Here is a 17,446-nt window from a genome sequence, read left to right as displayed (position 1 = left end):
TTCGACTGCGTTCTACTTTAAACTGTTTCGTTCGTTTCGGCTCGCGTCTCAGCGAAGAAGGCGAACTATACGCCCCTACATCCACCCTGTCAACTACTTCCTCCGCTTATTTTTATCCAATCTGCCAATCCACTGTTTTAATAAGCTTTATTTTTACCGCTCTCGCCCCGGTTATTGGTCTTCATTCAGTCATTTGACTCAATCCCTTTCTGATTTGACTGTTGTAGTGCTTTGACTTGGTATTTGACTTTTCTTTTTTCTGTTTATGGCTTTTAGAAACGGCGATTACTATTTTTTTCCGTTAAATTAAGCCTGCTAAGGTCTATTCCTTAGCAGGCTTTTTATAAGTTGATTTTTTTCACTAGCGATTCATCTGATGGTTATGCACGCGTGTTTTCATTTGCTCGAGCATGTGTATCGTTTCATCTAGTTACCTGCAAATTAAATTAGGTCGAAGGTACAGTGGTAATACTGATGATATGGTCGCGCTCTGTCAGTAGTCTATTATGTATTGTTTATATTATGACGAAATTGTGGATGCGTTTTTTTTGATTTTGCTGCTTGAGAGTAGTTTTGAAAGTGGTAAACAAAATGTGCAAAACATAAAGCATATTATTCCTCAGAAGTTGCATCCTATGAAAGTACAATCGATTGTTGAGAATAGAGGTATTACGCGAAAAGATATTTATCCTTGGCGTAAGAATGTTACCGGAATGGGATATTCTGATTCTCTCTTAACAAATTGAGAAAAATATTAAAATAATAAAGTAAGGCAGCAAAGTTTCGTAGTGTAAATATTCCGCAGGCTATATTTACTGCTGTTCTGGATATTAGCTGTTTTTATTTGTATGCTGCTTATTAATTTTAGGGGGAAATAGAGAATGTTTTATTTATCTGATGCTGAACTGGACAGGCTGTTACTGGACGATGTTGCATATGGTGATTTAACGACACGAGCTTTGGGTGTGGGTGACCGTTTAGGACAGATGACGTTTTGTCGGCAGATGGCCGGTCGGGTAAGTGGTGTGGCTGTGGCTGTAAGGTTGTTGCAAAAGCTGGCTCTGGATGTGGCGGCTCATGTGAAAGATGGGGAAGATGTGGCTGCAGGTACTGTATTAGTGACGGCTTCCGGCGCAGCAGAAAAGCTGCATTTGGGCTGGAAAGTGGTACAAAATGTGCTGGAATGGTGTGGCGGTGTGGCGCAATATATGGCGCAGATGGTGACCACGGCTCAGGCTATTAATCCACTGGTACAGATTGCCTGTACGCGCAAAAATATTCCCGGCACTAAGACGCTGGCAATTGTGGCGGTGATTGATGGTGGGGGGATTTTACATCGTGCAGGTACGGCTGAATCGGTGTTGTTATTTGCCAATCATCGCCGTTTTTATGCAGAACCCGATAACTGGGATGCTATGGTGACTAAACTCCGGCGGTCTGCGCCGGAAAAGAAGATTATTGTTGAAGCAGATAATATTGAAGAGGCTGTGGCTGCTTTAAATGTACAGCCTGATATTGTGCAATTGGATAAGTTTTCACCGGAACAATTTGCTTTGGTAATGCAGCAAGCTCAATCGCTGGCACCGAGGTGTTTGCTATCAGCAGCAGGAGGAATTACGTTAATGAATGTGGCGGATTATATGCGTGCCGGCGCGCTATTATTGGTAACTTCTGCGCCCTATTATGCGCCACCGATAGATATTAAGGTACGTTTACAACCTATTTGAGTTGAATTTCAGTCGAAGTTATGGCTCAAGGGTTGGTTCTGTAATATCGACCCCGCTTATGCAATGCTTTGCTTGTTTTTGTATTTTATTTGGTTTAACGATGGCTAAGATGGTGTGTTTTGGTGATGTCAGCTTAGCCCTCGTTTTTTATCTACCGTATAAGCCTGAAGACTGGTTATTTATCCAGCCCTTGCTGCACCATATGTGCTGCTCGGATTACGGCTTTAGCTTTATTCTGAGTTTCTTGCCATTCCAGTTCTTCATCAGAGTCAAATACGATGCCGCCCCCGCTTTGTACAAAAAGAGTGTTATTTCTGATAACTCCGGTACGGATGGCGATACATAAATCCATGTCACCAGAAAAACTTAGATAGCCGGCTGCGCCACCATAGATACCACGTTTATTTGGTTCTAGCTCTTCGATAATTTCCAGAGCACGCACTTTGGGTGCTCCTGATAGTGTTCCGGCTGGAAAAGTTGCGGCGAGTACATCTAGATTGGAAATGCCATCCTGTAACACACCCTCAACGTTGGAAACCAGATGCATGACATGAGAATAACGCTCAATAACCATTTTATCGGTCACTTTTACTTGTCCTGTTTTGCTGATGCGCCCGACGTCATTGCGACCAAGATCAATTAGCATAACATGCTCAGCTACTTCTTTAGGGTCGTGGCTCAGTTCCTGTGCCAGCGCCTGATCTTCTTCCGATGTTTTTCCACGAGGCCGAGTACCGGCAATGGGACGTACGGTAACGTTGTTCTGTTCTCGCCGCACCAGAATTTCCGGTGAGGAACCAACCACATGAAAATCGTCAAAATGGTAATAAAATAAATAAGGTGAAGGATTTAAGGTGCGTAAAGCACGATAGAGACTGAGTGGATTGTCATGAAAAGGCATACTTAGGCGCTGGCTAGGCACGACTTGCATGCAATCACCATCAAGAATGTATTCCCGTACTTGCTTAACATAATTTTTGTACTGCTCAGCACCGGTTTCTGGTACAGCTTCTGTACGCTTGCTACCAAGAGAAAGGGGTAATTGTACGCTTTGACGCAGAGCGGTACGGAGTTCCTCAAGCCGTGACTTTGCCTGTTGATAACCGTCTTTTTTGCTGGTATCTGCATAAACAATCAGGTAGATTTTACCGGATAGATTATCTACTACGGCCAGCTCTAAGGAAAGTAATAAAAATATATCTGGTGTCCCTATGGGGTTAGGTTTATCTGCTTGTTTTAGACGGTGAGCAATCTGCTCGAAATGGTATATTGTTTCGTAACCAAAATAGCCAACTAGTCCTCCGGTAAAGCGAGGCAAATTCGGAATAGCAGGTGTTTTATAACGGGACTGAAATTGGTTGATAAAAGGCAGTGGATTACCCTGATATGTCTCAACTAGCTGCGCTTGCTGATATACATTGGTGGTTTGCCCAGATATTTTCAAATAGGTATCACAGGGTAGACCTATAAAAGAATAACGTCCAAACCGCTCGCCGTTTACTACAGATTCGAGCAGGTAGCTGAATGGTTTGTTTGCTAATTTAAGATAGAGCGATAAGGGGGTATCCATGTCGGCTAACACTTCCTGCACTAAAGGGATATGCGTATAGCCGGCTGCAGTCTGTTGCTGGTATTCAGCTAGGGTAATCATGATATTTATTTGGTCTGTGTATTGATATGCTTGCTCAGAATAATGATGCTTTTAAACTATTGTTTTTTACTGATTCATATCATAGCGTAATTCATAATGAAAAGCATTTTTTACGCAGGCTTTTTTGTTATGACATGCAAGTAGGAGAGATGACTTAATATACTGTTATTTGGAGTGAAATCAGACTTGTCAATAAAAAAGCTGCCGTTTGATGGGCAGCTTTTTTGCTGGTTTACTCGTCAACTGGTGCTTCACCGTCAGTTTCGTCCAGTTGCCCTTCGGTATTCTGCGCAGTGATACCGACTTTGTTGCGAATTTTAAAATTGATTTCATTGGCAATTTCTGGGTTGTCTTTAAGCCACTGGCGTACATTATCTTTACCCTGACCAATTTTGCTGCCATTGTAGCTGTACCAAGCACCAGCTTTTTCAACGATACCCAGTTTAACACCAATATCTATCAGTTCTCCCTCCCAGCTTACGCCTTCGCCATATAAAATATCAAATTCGGCTTGCTTAAACGGCGGAGCAACTTTGTTTTTAATCACTTTCACGCGTGTTTCGTTACCAATGACGTCATCCCCTTTTTTAATCTGGCCGATTTTGCGGATGTCTAATCGTACGGATGAGTAAAATTTAAGTGCATTACCGCCAGTCGTGGTTTCAGGGTTTCCAAACATTACGCCGATTTTCATGCGAATCTGGTTGATAAAGATAACCAGTGTGTTGGTTTTTTTAATGTTACCAGTTAATTTGCGTAAGGCCTGACTCATCAGACGAGCCTGTAAACCAACATGGCTGTCACCCATTTCGCCTTCGATTTCAGCTTTAGGTACCAGTGCAGCAACGGAGTCAACGACAACCATATCTACACCACCACTGCGTACCAGCATGTCACAGATCTCCAGAGCCTGTTCACCGGTATCCGGTTGGGAAACCAATAATTCTTCAACTTTTACACCTAGTTTACGTGCATAGATGGGGTCAAAGGCATTTTCGGCATCGATAAAGGCGCAGGTACCTCCACCTTTCTGACATTGAGCAATGGCTTCTAGACAGAGTGTGGTTTTACCGGATGATTCTGGACCGTAGATTTCTACAATACGACCTCTGGGTAGGCCACCTACGCCCAAAGCCAAGTCTAGTCCAAGTGAACCGGTAGAAATGACTTCAAGGTTTTCATCAGTATGGCTGCCATCCATTTTCATGATGGAACCTTTACCAAAACTTCTTTCTATTTGGGCTAGGGCCGCAGCCAGTGCTTTGCTTTTTTCATCTGACATGATGTTGTGCTCGCCTGTTTATAATTGATTAAATAAATCAATTATCGCATAAGGTTCTGGTCAGGTGTTTAGCAAAAGTTTAGTTATGCTATGTATTTGAATTTTACAGTTTTGTTATTGTCTGCTGTGAGTGGAAATGTCCGACTGCTGCCTGTTTTCCACTTATGAAGTTATTTCCTCAGAATAATTTTTTACGAATTTTTATTGATTGCAGACGGTTGTCAGTCAAGTTTATAAGAGGTTGATAAAGATGATACACTATTGTCTTACTTTAGTAACTTTAGTTGTTGCTATGACTCTTCCATGACGGCCGGATAGCGGTTGTTAGGTTGTCTTTCACAATGCTGACATTTGTTCAGTAATTAGTTCTATCGAATTCGTTACAGTTGCTTGTCATTGCTGGCAGCAGCTGGGGGTTGTCTTATATGAATGCTTTTGCCAATTTGGGCTTATCTCAGGAAATTGTCTCTGCACTTTCTGATCAGGGCTATCAGGAACCTACGCCTATCCAATCTGCCGCTATTCCAAAGGCTTTGGCTGGTGTGGATTTACTTGCAGCAGCACAAACCGGTACTGGAAAAACCGCAGCATTTATGCTGCCGAGTCTGGAGCGACTAAAGTGTTATGGAAATACCAGTACTTCTCCGGCGATGCATCCGGTACGTATGTTGGTACTGACACCTACGCGTGAACTGGCAGATCAAATTGACCAGAATGTACAGGGGTATCTAAAAAATCTGTCTTTACGCCAGACGGTTTTGTTTGGTGGTATGAATATGGAAATCCAGAAACAGAATTTACGTCAGGGCTGTGAAATTGTCATTGCTACAGTAGGACGTCTGCTGGATCATGTTCAGCAAAAAAATATTCAACTGAACAAGGTGGAAATTGTGGTGTTGGACGAAGCAGACCGTATGCTGGATATGGGGTTTATTGATGATATCCGCAAAATTATGCAGATGCTGCCACCGCAACGGCAAACACTACTGTTTTCAGCTACTTTTGCACCGGCAATTCAGCGGCTGGCACAGGATTTCATGCATCACCCTGAGAAAATTCAGGTAACAGCACAAAATACTACTTCGGCCAATGTGGAGCAACATATCATTGCATTGGATAGTGGACGCAAACGTTCTCTTCTGCAACGGCTGATATGCGACCTGAACATGAATCAGGTAATTGTATTCTGCAACACCAAGCAAAGTGTTGATCAGGTCAATCGCGAATTAAACCGACGGGGTATTACTGCACAGGCAATTCATGGTGATAAATCGCAGCAAACACGTCTGGAAACACTGGCTCAATTTAAGGAAGGCAGTTTACGTGTTCTGGTGGCTACTGATGTGGCGGCTAGAGGACTGGATATTGCCGAACTGCCTTTTGTAATTAATTATGAACTGCCACTGAATGCTGAAGACTATGTACACCGAATAGGACGTACGGGACGTGCCGGCGCAGAAGGCGTGGCCATTTCATTAATGGATGAGCAGGAACAGAAAGTATTCGGTGCGATAAAGGAATTGACCGGAAATGACCTTTTAATAGAGCGGATTGAGGGTTTTGAGCCACGTTGGTGGGAACAGACTCCGGCCGAAAATAAGGCTGTACAGACATCCTCCGTGAAAGTGGAAAGTAATAGTCACACACCACACCAGCATCAACGTAATAACAAATTTAATTCAGAAAACAATAATAAAGGATTGGATAATAAGGATGTCAGTGTGACTTGCCAGCAGATTCCTGGCCGAGCACGCCGCTTTAGCCGGCATAATCATCCGCAATGTGCTCTGTTGCAACCAAATTTTGGCGCTCGAAAAACAAAAATCCGTATTTAGTTAATTTTAATATAATTAATTAATATATTGAATTGTGTATAATATTATTTCTTACCATGCTAGAATAATGTAAATTAAATAGTTATAAATCATAAAGGAAAAGTAGTGAAAAATTTTTTGAAATTTACCCTGGGTTTTTGTTTATTTACTACAGCTATTTCTGCTTGTTTCGCAGGGGAAGAATATTATGTAATGGATTTTTTCGAAGGGAATTTTCAATATCGTTTACAGGATAAAAACACTCCTGCACCAGCTGCCTGTGCTCAATCGTTAGGTGGCAAAGTTTGGTTGTCACGCGGATATCACTTTGCTCGTATTGATAAAAATTATGGAGATGGAAATTTAATAGGTGGTTGGTGTGTATATTTAAATCAAAAATCTCAAGATCCGAGAAACGTAGGATTTGATATAATTAAAGTAAAAAAACCTTAAATGATAATTAAAATAAAATGTAACTTCTTAAAATGTTTTTCTATAGGTAACCGAAATAATAAATATTTTAAGGAGTCAAAAAATAGCTGAATTTTTTTGGCTTTTTTAATTTACAATAGAAAAAATTTGGAGATTAATCCAACTATTGGTATAATGCGCTGTTGTGGCGGGTCTCCCCGCATGGTTATTTAGGACAACGGGTCAGGTGCGGAAGCAAGCAGCCCAGCTTAAAGCGACCAGTGCCGGGGGTCTGGCTCGCCACCCTCATCTCTAATAAATTCTATCTTTTATTTCCTTATTCTCCTTTTCATCAATTGATTATTGTATTTACTCTGCTGCTTTGTTAATCTGCATCAATCTGATTACAACAAGAGTTAACACAATGAATATTCGATACTCTTCCTATTTGTACGCAATAATACTGTCTGTTAGTGGTTTTAATTCCATGGCAGAAGGACTGAATTATGGTGTCGTTGAGTTAACCGCAGATGCGAAACAAGTTGTAGCTCGCGATGAAATGGTGTTGCTACTCAAAATTCAGCAGCAGGGTATAAACAGGCAACAAGTAAGCAGTAACGTTACTAATCAATTGAATCAGGTTTTGGCCATTGCTCGCCGGCATGAGGATTTCAATACCACTCAGCTAACCCGCAGGGTTGAGCCTAGATTTGATTATCAAAAAGATAAGAGAATAGACAATGGCTGGCAGGATTTTGCCCTGATACAAATTAAAAGTACTAATTTATCTGCTCTAAATCGTTTTGCTGCTGAAGTACAGAAAGTGGCAGCGATTGAAGGTATTGATTATCAGGTTGCAGATGCTACTCTGCAAAATAATGAAGCAAAATTGACCCAGCAGGCCATTGCCCTTTTTCAGCAGCGAGCCCGACAGATTACTCATGATTTAGGTGGACATGGATACAAAGTAGTGAATATGAGTATAGGCAGCAGCCAGAGCGGTCGAAATTATAACTCTTATGCTAGCCCTATGATGATGAGCCGAGCTAGTAACTCTGCTCCAATTCAGGACGTTGCAGCTGGAGAAACCCAATTAACTCTAAACATTAATGGAAAGATACAGGTGACCGGATTACCCTAATCTCGCTTCAATGCTCTTTTAACTATATCCATGTTATTGACTTTAGTTGAATACGAAAGATAAAAGAAAAGCCAGCTCGAATGAACTGGCTTTTCTTTTAAACTGGCACGCCCACGGGGAATCGAACCCCGGTTACCGCCGTGAAAGGGCGATGTCCTAACCGCTAGACGATGGGCGCGGATTTGGTGCACCCGGAGCGATTCGAACGCCCGACCCTCTGGTTCGTAGCCAGATACTCTATCCAACTGAGCTACGGGTGCGTGAAAGATGTGCAGTATAGGCAACATTGACTCCAGTGTCAATACTAGCGATGCTCAAAAAAAATTAATAATAGGCAATGTATTGTTTTGATGAAAAAGAATTCTTTGATTTAAGGGTGTTGAATACAGGATTAAATATGCATTTTATATAGTTTATTAGCTGTACTTGCATTCATTTTAAGATAAAATACTTATTCTTTATGCGTTATTTGTTTGCGTCATGAATCATGCTGTCAATTATGACGCCGCTGCATTTACGGAGCTGGCAGCGGTTTTGTTCACGCTGCCGTTGCCAGTTGCGATTGTTGATCTGGAAACCACCGGTGGTCACTTTGAAAATGACCGGATTACTGAAATAGCCATTTTGAGGTTTCATGAAGGTTGTATCAGCCGTCATCAGTGGCTAATTAATCCACAGCTGCCTATTAGCGAATTCATTACTCAGTTAACCGGCATCAGTAATGAAATGGTGCAGGATAAGCCAGTTTTTACTGATATTGCCCCAGAATTATTACCCTTATTAAGAGGGCACTTACTGGTCGCTCACAACAGCCGCTTTGATTACACTTTTTTGCGCCATGCCTTTGCCCATTGCCAGATTAACTTTGCTGCCCCTACCCTAGACACTGTGCCTTTTTCACGCAAATTGTATCCGCAATATTTTAAGCATAATCTAGACAGCATTATTGAACGCTTTGCAATTAAGATTGATGCTGCAAAACGCCATCGGGCAATGGGTGATGTCATAGCTCTAGCTGAATTTTTACAATACAGCTTAAAAGAAAAAACCATATCAGTTTGGATGACCCACTGGCAAACATTGATTAAACCTGGTTTTCTGCCTTCATGGCTTCAATCAGAATTACACCAGCAGTTGTATTCTTTACCAGATTGTGCAGGTCTAATTCTATGGCAGCCAAATCAGCAGGAAAACACCAAAATAAGGTTAGTGGAACGTGCATTTACTGATATGTGCACGCTACTCCAGCATAAAAATAATTTTAAGGATTGGTCGCTAGCTAGAAGCGTAGATTTTATTCCTTCAGTAAGTACATTGCATGCAGTTTGGCTGCAAGGCTATTATTTGTTGCATCATGGATATAGTTGTACGGATGCAAAAAGTGCACCAGCGAAATGGTATACAGTTACTTTTGTTCCAAACTTTCATGGTCAGCTGCAGGCTCGGATTGTTCACCTCAGAGAAGGGATCCTGTCTCAACCACCGTTTGGATTATTTGTTCATCCACGGGCAGCCAAGCGAGCACTGGCAGAATGGGCTCGCCAGTATGATTTGTGTCCGGCGGTGCTCGATATAACGCCACAAAGTCTTGCCCAAGATGAACCCTGCCCTAAACAGGCAGCAGGGTTATGTGATGGTAATTGCCGACAGGATGCTGCTACCCAGAAACACAATAAGCTGGTTTTAAAGTATGCGCCGTTATTACCAGTTTGTGACTGGGGCAAATGGCACCATTTGCAGCTGACTGAAATTGATGCTGTTACAGATAACAACGTAATCATTGAAGCTCAGGCAGGTTGCATTCGACTGGATGAACAACACTGGTACTTCCATCCGCTGCTACCAAAACTTCTGAAGCAACGGCTGAAAAAACCTACAAATATTAAGTTTATCTGTTAAGGAAATAAAGCAGCAGGTTGTATTTATGAGCTGTCACAACCTGCTGCGTTCAGTAATATGATAATTTTGTATTCAAAATTTGCTTTGCTGTAAGTCTTCGTTTTTAGTTGTCGCTATATTGTCCCGAACGGAATTTTTGGGCTGAGTCAGCTGTTCATGCGTGTGCACAACATTGGGGCCGATGCGATCAGGCACTTGGTCCGGCATTCCATTAATCGGTATAACCGCTGCCTGTGTAATATCAGTATAGGGTAAGGATGATTCTGCATCAGCCGGAGAGTTTTTATTCACCCCTTTACTCATGAAATCCAATGTAATGCTCTTGTCAGCACGTTTGCGCAGCTGCTCCTGTAAGACTTTTTTTTCCATTAATTGCTTCGCATCTGCATTTAATAGCTGTAATACTTTCTGATAACTACAATTCATTTCATCTATAGCATTAGCCGTATCAATAAAATGTTTGTCTACCTGCTGACGATAGTTATCAAAACTGGTTTTCACGGCCTGATAGTGCTGGTGCTGTTTTCCACGGCGCAGAATTAACCACATCAAACCCAATCCAAGCAACAATCCGATTATTGCAGCTAAAGATACATATAACCAAAGCTGACCATTCATACTGTTTTCCTTTTCCAATCAATATCGCTTTTGTTATGTCTAGCGGCTGTGACTATAACAGCCATCGAAGCTATAAAGTAATTTAATTTACGGCTATATGGCTCAAATTTAGTCGTTCTAAACATTTTCAACATTTGTATTTGGTTAAATCATTAGATAGACGCTCAGTAACAACACCACTAAGCTGAACAGAGCCGCAATCAAATCGTCAAGCATAATCCCAAAACCACCATGGACACGCTTATCAAACCAGCGAATCGGCCAAGGTTTAACTGCATCAAAAAAGCGAAAAACCGCAAATGCAGCCAACCACCATATCCAGCCAGCTGGTATGCAGAATAAAATCAGCACCATGGCAGCTATTTCATCCCAGACTATGCCACCATAGTCTTGTCGGTGTAATGCTTTTTCAGTGTAATCACAAATAAATATACCCACCAGAAAAAGAAAGACAGCAAACACAATGTTGTACCAGAACGAAAAACCGAGCATGAGCCACAATGAAGCCAAGGGCAATGCTGGTAGCGTCCCAAATGTACCAGGTGCTTTAGGTGCCAGACCGCTACCAAAGCCAAAGCCCAGCCAACACACTGGATGCTTACATAACCAGTGCCATGTCGGGGTAACAAAAGGTGTAGTCGTTTCTGAATTAGCCAAAATGATCAAATCCCTGATGCTGTAGCTGAATCACATTGCCAGCATGATTAATTAATTGCAGCTCACGCCCTGCGGTAATGGTACCTATTTTTGTTACTGATGTAGTAGCTCTGTTGGCTGCAGCCATAATTGCCTCACGTTGGCTGGGCGCAGCGGTAAATACCAGCTCATAATCGTCACCACCAGCCAAAAGCCAATGGTATAGCTGAGCCGGAAGAAATGCATCAGATATTCGTAGATCTGGTAATGAAGGAATCAAATCAACATTTATTGTTGCACCAACATTGCTGGCTTTGAGAATATGATTGATATCCTGTGCGAGACCATCAGATATATCCTGTGCCGCATGTGCCAGTGATAAAAGCTCTTTTCCTAATGCAACACGAGGTTCCGGACGCAGTCGTTTAGCTTCACACTGAGCAAATACTGCAGCTGGTAAAGAAGTCTTATGCAAGTACACATCCAGAGCAGCCGCAGCCAAACCCAGCAATCCAGTCACCCAGATATCATCACCCAGTTGTGCTGCATCTCGGCGTAATGCCTGTTGGCGTGGTGTTTCACCAATAATGGTAACATTAAATACCCAATTACCCTTAGTGGTATCTCCTCCTATTAAGGTAACACCAAATTGACGTGCCAGTGCAAACAATGCATCACAAAAAGCGGTTAACCAGTCTTGCTTCAGCTCCGGTAATGCCACGCTTAATAGAGCCCAGCGAGGAGTAGCACCCATAGCAGCCATATCTGAAAAATTGACAGCTAATACCTTATGCGCCAGATCTTCTGGGGCAACATCTGTAAAAAAATGGGTTCCTCCCACAAGCATATCTGTACTGAAATGCAAATCATAGCCACTGCGTGGCCGCACAATGGCCGCATCATCACCAATACCCAACACCAGTTCGTTATCCTGCTGCTGCCGGTAGAGATATTGTTGAATGAAATCAAATTCTGTCACCAAATATCCAATTTTATCTAAAATCTAGGATAATTCTAAAGATTCTTAGCTTATCGTGCCACAAAAGCTTGTATTTAAATATACTGATAATTGTATGAATAACCAAATATGCAATCTTTATTTTTTTATTCCAAAGCTTGATTAATTCCCATATTATTTAAAAAAATGACAATATGGTACTTACAAAGCAAGGAATAATCGCCATCTTCAAATAATAATAACTGAACAATATATAAGCAATTATTCTACAGAAACAAAAATAATTGCTATATTGCCAACATCAAAACCACCAAACCAATGTCATCACGATATTTATTAATCGCGTCGAAAAAGGCTAATCGATGCGGTTGTGGTATTGTGAAGCCTACATTAACCGGATGACAAAACATTCGCATTTAAATTATTTATCTCCTGTTCAATTTGAAAATAAACTGAAATAATGGTTTAACTAAACTGTTCATTAAAATGATGGCTCATCAAAGGAGAGCGTCACATTTTAGAGGACACTACCACCGCCGTTTGTGATCGAGTATTGAACTACTATTCAAGCAAATTAGAAAATACCTCAATAAATTAAGGCAATATCACTATTATTTATCTTTACTCCAATCCAAAAGCACCCGCGCGCACCCGAATACTGTTGGTAATTTCTCGCCAAATCACCATCAATTGCTCTTGCGTATACCCCTGAGTTTCATCTTCGGGAATTTTATAATACATTTTGATTTGCAACTGTGGCGTTTTATAGGTTGGATCCAGCATATTTATACCTAATGTAAACTTATACCACCAGTCATCTGACTCATAACCTGATTCATCCGAAAAAAACTGCCCTTTGGTTAACCACTCTTCTAACAGCAAACCTTGACTTTCGCGCGTGCCCTTATAAATAGTGTGCCCCCGATCATCGGTTACGTAACTTTCGGCTTGATCAAGTAGCTTATAGAAACCTTTATAATTGTTATACGAAATACTAAAATAAAAATTATTGTCCTCATTATACCGATAAGTAACCCCGGTATCTTTCCATTCGCTATCCTCACCTTGCATAAATCCATGTAACAAACAAAAGCCTGGTGTGATTGGAATACTTAAATCATCACGTGGCTGAATTCGCTTAAACAGTTGGCGTAGTTCTTGTAATTTTTTTGGGACATCATTTGTATAGAGTTCTGGATATTTCATCCGATTTTCATCATGTTTTTTATCAGAACCGTTTTGCGCTTTCATCTCTATTTTTAACGTCACTTCGTCTTGCCAGCGGTAACCCTCAAGAATTCTGGCAGAATCATCGGTACCTGGACTCTCCATCCGTTCAAAAATAATCCCTTGCATTTTAGTCTGTACCGGATACACCGCTTTTAAATAGGGGCTATCGGTCGGGTCAATCGTTTTAGTATCTTTTAACGCCTGCTCACGCTGGGCGATCATCTGTTTAAACGGCGGTAAATACTGCTTTTGGGTGGTAATCACAAAATCACCCGTGCCTTTATAATAAAACAGGCTTTCATTATTGACTTTAAATGCCGCAGGAAAATCAATTAAATAAGTGCCAACACAGCGTGTCGGGGAATTGTTTAGTAAAGCATCAACCTGCTGCTGTTCGTTTGCTGATAAAGTCAATTTTTTGATATTTTTGTTAAATGACTGACAACTGATTAATGTTAACAACAGAGCAATCGTGACGGCTCCCTTTTTTTTTAAGGGGGTTAATGTGTTCATGCTAGAGGCACCTTTTTCATTATGAAGAATATTCTGGTTTATTAACTTCTTTATATAGTTAATTCAAAATATTTTCTTGCATATAAATAGCATTATTTGCTCGAATCTAAATCTTCCACCAGTCCCATATAAAGCGCCCTTCAAAATAATATAAATTATCTCTATGCACATACAGCTGTTAGCCTGTTTGTGAATTAAGTCTTTTCAATTAATGTACGATAACTGATACACTTTAATACCGCCTAAACAGCAACCAATACAATGGCTGCAACAATAACTTTATCTATCCGTTTAGGTAAAAAATAGAGTTATTTCTTACCAAGAAAAAAGTTTTTTATCTGGCTTCAGCTATTGCGCACATCCGCTAAATTAATCTCCTTTAGCTTTTACTTATACTCTTTTATATTTGCAATTAGCTATGAAAAAGAATTGTTGTGCTAGCTTTACTTTAATTAGGAGTTTTGCGCGGAAAATCTATTTGACCGATTATTGGCAGCGGGGAACAGTCACTCATTCTATAGTACAAATGCTTATTGGTTATTAAAATAAATGGCACAAACAAAATGGATTAGAAAATTTTATTAGCGAAAACAATTCTAAGTCAGGGCAAAAGCCCGCTCAGCTCTCCTAGAAACCAGTTTACCCTAGGATCAGGGGTCGGGCGTGTTACAGCAAAATAATTTACTATATTAGCAGCCTGCTGGGTCAACAGTGGTATTAATACACCGCTACGTACATAAGACTCCGCTACTTCTTCAGATAACAAGCCAAGATGGCTACCTGCCAGAATAAACATCAGTGTAGCTTGCTGTTTATGAGCCACAGCAGTTGTATTACCTGTCATCAAACTATTACCTTCTTGCTGCCGAGCATAAATACGTTTTACCCATTGATAGTCTTCAGCTAATAAATTTAATGTTAAATCACTCACTTTAGCTGCTGGATGAGATATATGGCAATAAATATACTCACGTTCTTCAAATACCAGTTGATAATGGAGATTCTTTAATAGGCTGTAATAATAACCAACACCAAAATCCATCTGATTATTGGCGATGGCAATCTCAATATCCTGCGGTGCACAAATATCTATTGACAGCCGTAGCTCCGGATAATGCTGATATGCACTGGCAATGACCTTATTAAGGATATTCTGAAAATCTACCGGCAGATATTCCACTAGTCCAATACGCAAAGTACCAGACAACACTGAGCGGTGCCACTTAATGTTCTGTACCTCACGGTGAAATTCACTGGTTGCCTGAAGCAGTAATGTACAAGCTTCATATAACTGATGGCCAGCTTTGGTTAAGGCGAAACCGGAACGCCCACGCCGGCATAGCACCACGCCTAGACTCTCTTCAAGATGCGCCAGATGAGTACTGATGGCTGACTGCGACATATTAAGCCGCTTCTGAGCAGCAGTAACACCCTGACACTCCACAATGGCTACAAATGCCTGTAAAGCCTTTAAATCATGTTTTATCAAGGTGTGTAACATAGTCGCCCATTTGTATAAATTAGTTTAATACCGGTATCAGCACCGTATCATTACAGGCAGCTGATAATACCTGGCTTAATACTGCAAAAAATTCACTGCCATCACGACCAGAAATCCATTGCCCTTCGTGGTAAGCAAAATGATAACCACCGCTTTTTGCAGCAATCCATAATTCTTGAGTAGCCACATGACGATTAACAATAATCTGCTCACCGTTGTCGGACTCAATAGTGAGTACATTACCACCTGCCTCACAATCCAACTCCCACCCACCAGTATCTATACATTCATCAATATAACCAAACAGCTCATCGCTATACTGTAAAAATTCACTTTCGGTCATTTCGCTTACCGTAACTCTACATTTTATTACATTCAAGCTGTTATCTTGCCATATAATATGGCTAAATCCTAGTTTTATCCGTGATGGCAATTTGCCGTACCGGCCATTCAAATCAAAGTGAGCCAGATTAATGCTTCGTTTTTTATTTTTAAGTGTGCTTGCAACCTGTTTTTTGTCTGCTTGTGGCTATAAAGGTGACTTATATCTGCCTAAAGAAGGTGATAAAGCCAAATACGGCGTAATACAAACCGGCTTGACCATCGACCCAATTGACCAGAAAACACTACCTAAACATGACTGATTCTTTCCATTGTGAGCAAATACCCTATTCCGTTTTAGCTGCTGAATACGGTACACCACTGTATGTATACAGCCAGCAAGCCATGACTGCGGCCCTTAATCAATACCAGCAGGCTTTTGCCGCTTTACAGCCCTTAATATGCTATGCAGTTAAGGCTAATAGTAATTTATCTATTTTGCGCTATTTTGCTCGATTAGGTTGTGGCTTTGATATCGTTTCCGGAGGTGAGTTACAGCGCGTTTTAACTGCAGGTGGCGATACCAAAAAAATTATTTTTTCCGGCGTGGGTAAAAGCTGTGCCGAAATAGAATGGGCGCTGAAGCAAAATATTCGCTGCTTTAATGTTGAATCATTGCCGGAACTAGAACGCATCAATACCATTGCAGCCAGACTGGACAAAATTGCCCCGATATCTTTGCGCATCAACCCTGATGTTAACGCGCATACTCATCCGTACATATCTACCGGATTAAAAGCTAATAAATTTGGTATTGCCTATCAAGATGCCATAGCAGCTTACCAACTGGCAGCCACTTTACCGCATCTGCAGATAACTGGAATCGACTGCCACATCGGGTCACAGTTAACGGATTTATCGCCATTAGTTGAAGCACTGGAACGCATGCTGCTGCTGGTTGATAAACTGGCCACATTAAATATTCACCTAGAACATATTGATTTAGGTGGTGGAGTCGGTATTGTTTATCAAAACGAAAATGTGCCGGATTTAGTTGCTTATGCTGCTGCCGTAGAGCGTTTGCTGGCTGGTCGTCATTTGCAGCTAATGCTGGAGCCGGGTCGCAGTCTAATTGGTAATGCCGGCACTTTACTGACTACTGTTGAATACATTAAACATGGCGAGGAAAAGAACTTCGTTGTCGTCGACGCCGCCATGAATGATTTGATGCGCCCATCGCTTTATCAGGCTTATCACGCCATTGTTAATGCCAACCAGACATCAGCAGATGAATTAACCGCTGATGTGGTCGGTCCGATCTGTGAATCTGGTGATTTTCTGGCCAAAGACCGCACCATTGCTGCTAAAGCTGGTGATTTACTGTTGATTAAAAGTACAGGTGCCTATGCATCGAGTATGGCCAGTAACTACAATACCCGCTGTCGAGCGGCAGAAGTACTGGTAAATGGAGCAGAATATAAATTAATTCGTCAACGTGAAAACCTCACTGATTTGCTGGGTCCTGAAAAGGCCTGTTTGTAAACAACCCAGTAACAGTTAAATATCATCGCATAAATCTATTAACAGCGTATTAGCTCAATCCTTAGGCCAATACGCTATATTTTCTCCAGATAGATAAATTTTTTTATTCATTCCTGATATTTGCTGTTATTGTATCTGGTTATATCAGCCAGTTAGCGATAATTGTCTGAATTAATCAATTTTTATTCTTTAACCCTAACCC

The 17,446-nt window shown here is 41.1% G+C and carries 17 protein-coding genes, 2 tRNA genes and 1 other RNA gene; 10 read left to right on the top strand and 10 right to left on the bottom strand.

Features of this window, described 5'->3' with window-relative positions:
* The 3 genes from ACQP6D_RS09690 to modD all read left to right on the top strand — a co-directional run.
* Positions 1 to 197 (top strand): hypothetical protein (locus ACQP6D_RS09690; RefSeq protein WP_427858064.1); only part of this gene is annotated, 197 nt, incomplete at its 5' end.
* Between the two features lie 309 nt (positions 198 to 506).
* Positions 507 to 746 carry a hypothetical protein gene (locus tag ACQP6D_RS09685; RefSeq protein ID WP_427858063.1) on the top strand — a complete coding sequence of 80 codons (240 nt, stop codon included), beginning with the start codon at positions 507 to 509 and terminating at the stop codon, positions 744 to 746.
* Positions 747 to 881: 135 nt separating this feature from the next.
* Positions 882 to 1,727, top strand: a complete 846-nt coding sequence (modD, locus tag ACQP6D_RS09680; protein WP_427858062.1) for a ModD protein — start codon at positions 882 to 884, stop codon at positions 1,725 to 1,727.
* Between the two features lie 175 nt (positions 1,728 to 1,902).
* Here the strand turns inward: modD and trpE are convergent, their stop codons facing one another.
* Positions 1,903 to 3,378, bottom strand: a complete 1,476-nt coding sequence (trpE, locus tag ACQP6D_RS09675) for an anthranilate synthase component I (RefSeq protein WP_427858061.1) — start codon at positions 3,376 to 3,378, stop codon at positions 1,903 to 1,905.
* 232 nt (positions 3,379 to 3,610) lie between these two features.
* Positions 3,611 to 4,660, bottom strand: a complete 1,050-nt coding sequence (gene recA, locus ACQP6D_RS09670) for a recombinase RecA (protein WP_367431260.1) — start codon at positions 4,658 to 4,660, stop codon at positions 3,611 to 3,613.
* Positions 4,661 to 5,085: 425 nt separating this feature from the next.
* Here recA and ACQP6D_RS09665 point away from each other — a divergent pair, with 425 nt between their 5' ends.
* From ACQP6D_RS09665 to ACQP6D_RS09650, 4 genes are all read left to right on the top strand, one after another.
* Positions 5,086 to 6,495 carry a DEAD/DEAH box helicase gene (locus tag ACQP6D_RS09665; RefSeq protein WP_370386576.1) on the top strand — a complete coding sequence of 470 codons (1,410 nt, stop codon included), beginning with the start codon at positions 5,086 to 5,088 and terminating at the stop codon, positions 6,493 to 6,495.
* Positions 6,496 to 6,600: 105 nt separating this feature from the next.
* Positions 6,601 to 6,927, top strand: coding sequence for a hypothetical protein (locus tag ACQP6D_RS09660; RefSeq protein WP_427858060.1), 327 nt, complete (start codon positions 6,601 to 6,603; stop codon positions 6,925 to 6,927).
* Between the two features lie 165 nt (positions 6,928 to 7,092).
* An RNA gene (ffs, locus tag ACQP6D_RS09655) (signal recognition particle sRNA small type) lies at positions 7,093 to 7,190 on the top strand.
* Between the two features lie 119 nt (positions 7,191 to 7,309).
* The gene (locus tag ACQP6D_RS09650) at positions 7,310 to 8,026 is read left to right on the top strand and encodes an SIMPL domain-containing protein (protein WP_427858059.1); all 717 of its coding nucleotides are present in this window, start codon (positions 7,310 to 7,312) and stop codon (positions 8,024 to 8,026) included.
* Positions 8,027 to 8,129: 103 nt separating this feature from the next.
* Here the strand turns inward: ACQP6D_RS09650 and ACQP6D_RS09645 are convergent.
* Positions 8,130 to 8,204: transfer RNA gene (locus ACQP6D_RS09645), tRNA-Glu, on the bottom strand.
* A gap of 5 nt (positions 8,205 to 8,209) precedes the next feature.
* Positions 8,210 to 8,286: transfer RNA gene (locus ACQP6D_RS09640), tRNA-Arg, on the bottom strand.
* 220 nt (positions 8,287 to 8,506) lie between these two features.
* Here ACQP6D_RS09640 and ACQP6D_RS09635 point away from each other — a divergent pair.
* Positions 8,507 to 9,925 (top strand): exonuclease domain-containing protein, encoded by a 1,419-nt coding sequence (locus ACQP6D_RS09635; RefSeq protein ID WP_427858058.1) that lies wholly within the window; start codon positions 8,507 to 8,509, stop codon positions 9,923 to 9,925.
* 72 nt (positions 9,926 to 9,997) lie between these two features.
* Here ACQP6D_RS09635 and ACQP6D_RS09630 read toward each other — a convergent pair whose 3' ends face one another.
* The 6 genes from ACQP6D_RS09630 to cyaY form a co-directional block, all read right to left on the bottom strand.
* Positions 9,998 to 10,543 carry a ZapG family protein gene (locus ACQP6D_RS09630; protein WP_427858056.1) on the bottom strand — a complete coding sequence of 182 codons (546 nt, stop codon included), beginning with the start codon at positions 10,541 to 10,543 and terminating at the stop codon, positions 9,998 to 10,000.
* Between the two features lie 144 nt (positions 10,544 to 10,687).
* Positions 10,688 to 11,209, bottom strand: coding sequence for a phosphatidylglycerophosphatase A family protein (locus ACQP6D_RS09625; protein WP_427858055.1), 522 nt, complete (start codon positions 11,207 to 11,209; stop codon positions 10,688 to 10,690).
* Positions 11,193 to 12,158, bottom strand: a complete 966-nt coding sequence (gene thiL / locus ACQP6D_RS09620) for a thiamine-phosphate kinase (RefSeq protein WP_267392035.1) — start codon at positions 12,156 to 12,158, stop codon at positions 11,193 to 11,195. Before thiL ends, ACQP6D_RS09625 begins: the two co-directional genes overlap by 17 nt.
* 600 nt (positions 12,159 to 12,758) lie before the next feature.
* Complete coding sequence (locus tag ACQP6D_RS09615; protein ID WP_427858054.1) at positions 12,759 to 13,880, bottom strand: T6SS immunity protein Tli4 family protein; 1,122 nt, start codon at positions 13,878 to 13,880, stop codon at positions 12,759 to 12,761.
* Positions 13,881 to 14,481: 601 nt separating this feature from the next.
* A complete protein-coding gene (locus ACQP6D_RS09610; RefSeq protein WP_267392033.1) occupies positions 14,482 to 15,381 on the bottom strand; it encodes a LysR family transcriptional regulator in 900 nt (299 codons plus the stop codon).
* A gap of 19 nt (positions 15,382 to 15,400) precedes the next feature.
* Positions 15,401 to 15,724 (bottom strand): iron donor protein CyaY, encoded by a 324-nt coding sequence (gene cyaY / locus ACQP6D_RS09605; RefSeq protein ID WP_267392032.1) that lies wholly within the window; start codon positions 15,722 to 15,724, stop codon positions 15,401 to 15,403.
* A gap of 130 nt (positions 15,725 to 15,854) precedes the next feature.
* Between cyaY and lptM the strand changes: the two genes are divergently transcribed.
* Positions 15,855 to 16,025, top strand: coding sequence for an LPS translocon maturation chaperone LptM (lptM, locus tag ACQP6D_RS09600; protein WP_100140802.1), 171 nt, complete (start codon positions 15,855 to 15,857; stop codon positions 16,023 to 16,025).
* Entirely contained in the window at positions 16,018 to 17,244 is a 1,227-nt protein-coding gene (gene lysA, locus ACQP6D_RS09595; protein WP_427858053.1) for a diaminopimelate decarboxylase, read from the top strand. Before lptM ends, lysA begins: the two co-directional genes overlap by 8 nt.
* The last annotated feature ends 202 nt before the right edge of the window (positions 17,245 to 17,446 follow it).

Source organism: Snodgrassella sp. CS2, from assembly GCF_050310315.1.
In the GTDB taxonomy this organism is placed as follows: Bacteria; Pseudomonadota; Gammaproteobacteria; order Burkholderiales; family Neisseriaceae; genus Snodgrassella; species Snodgrassella alvi_E.
Note: the sequence above shows the minus strand (reverse complement) of the source record. Positions and strands in the feature narration are given on the sequence as shown.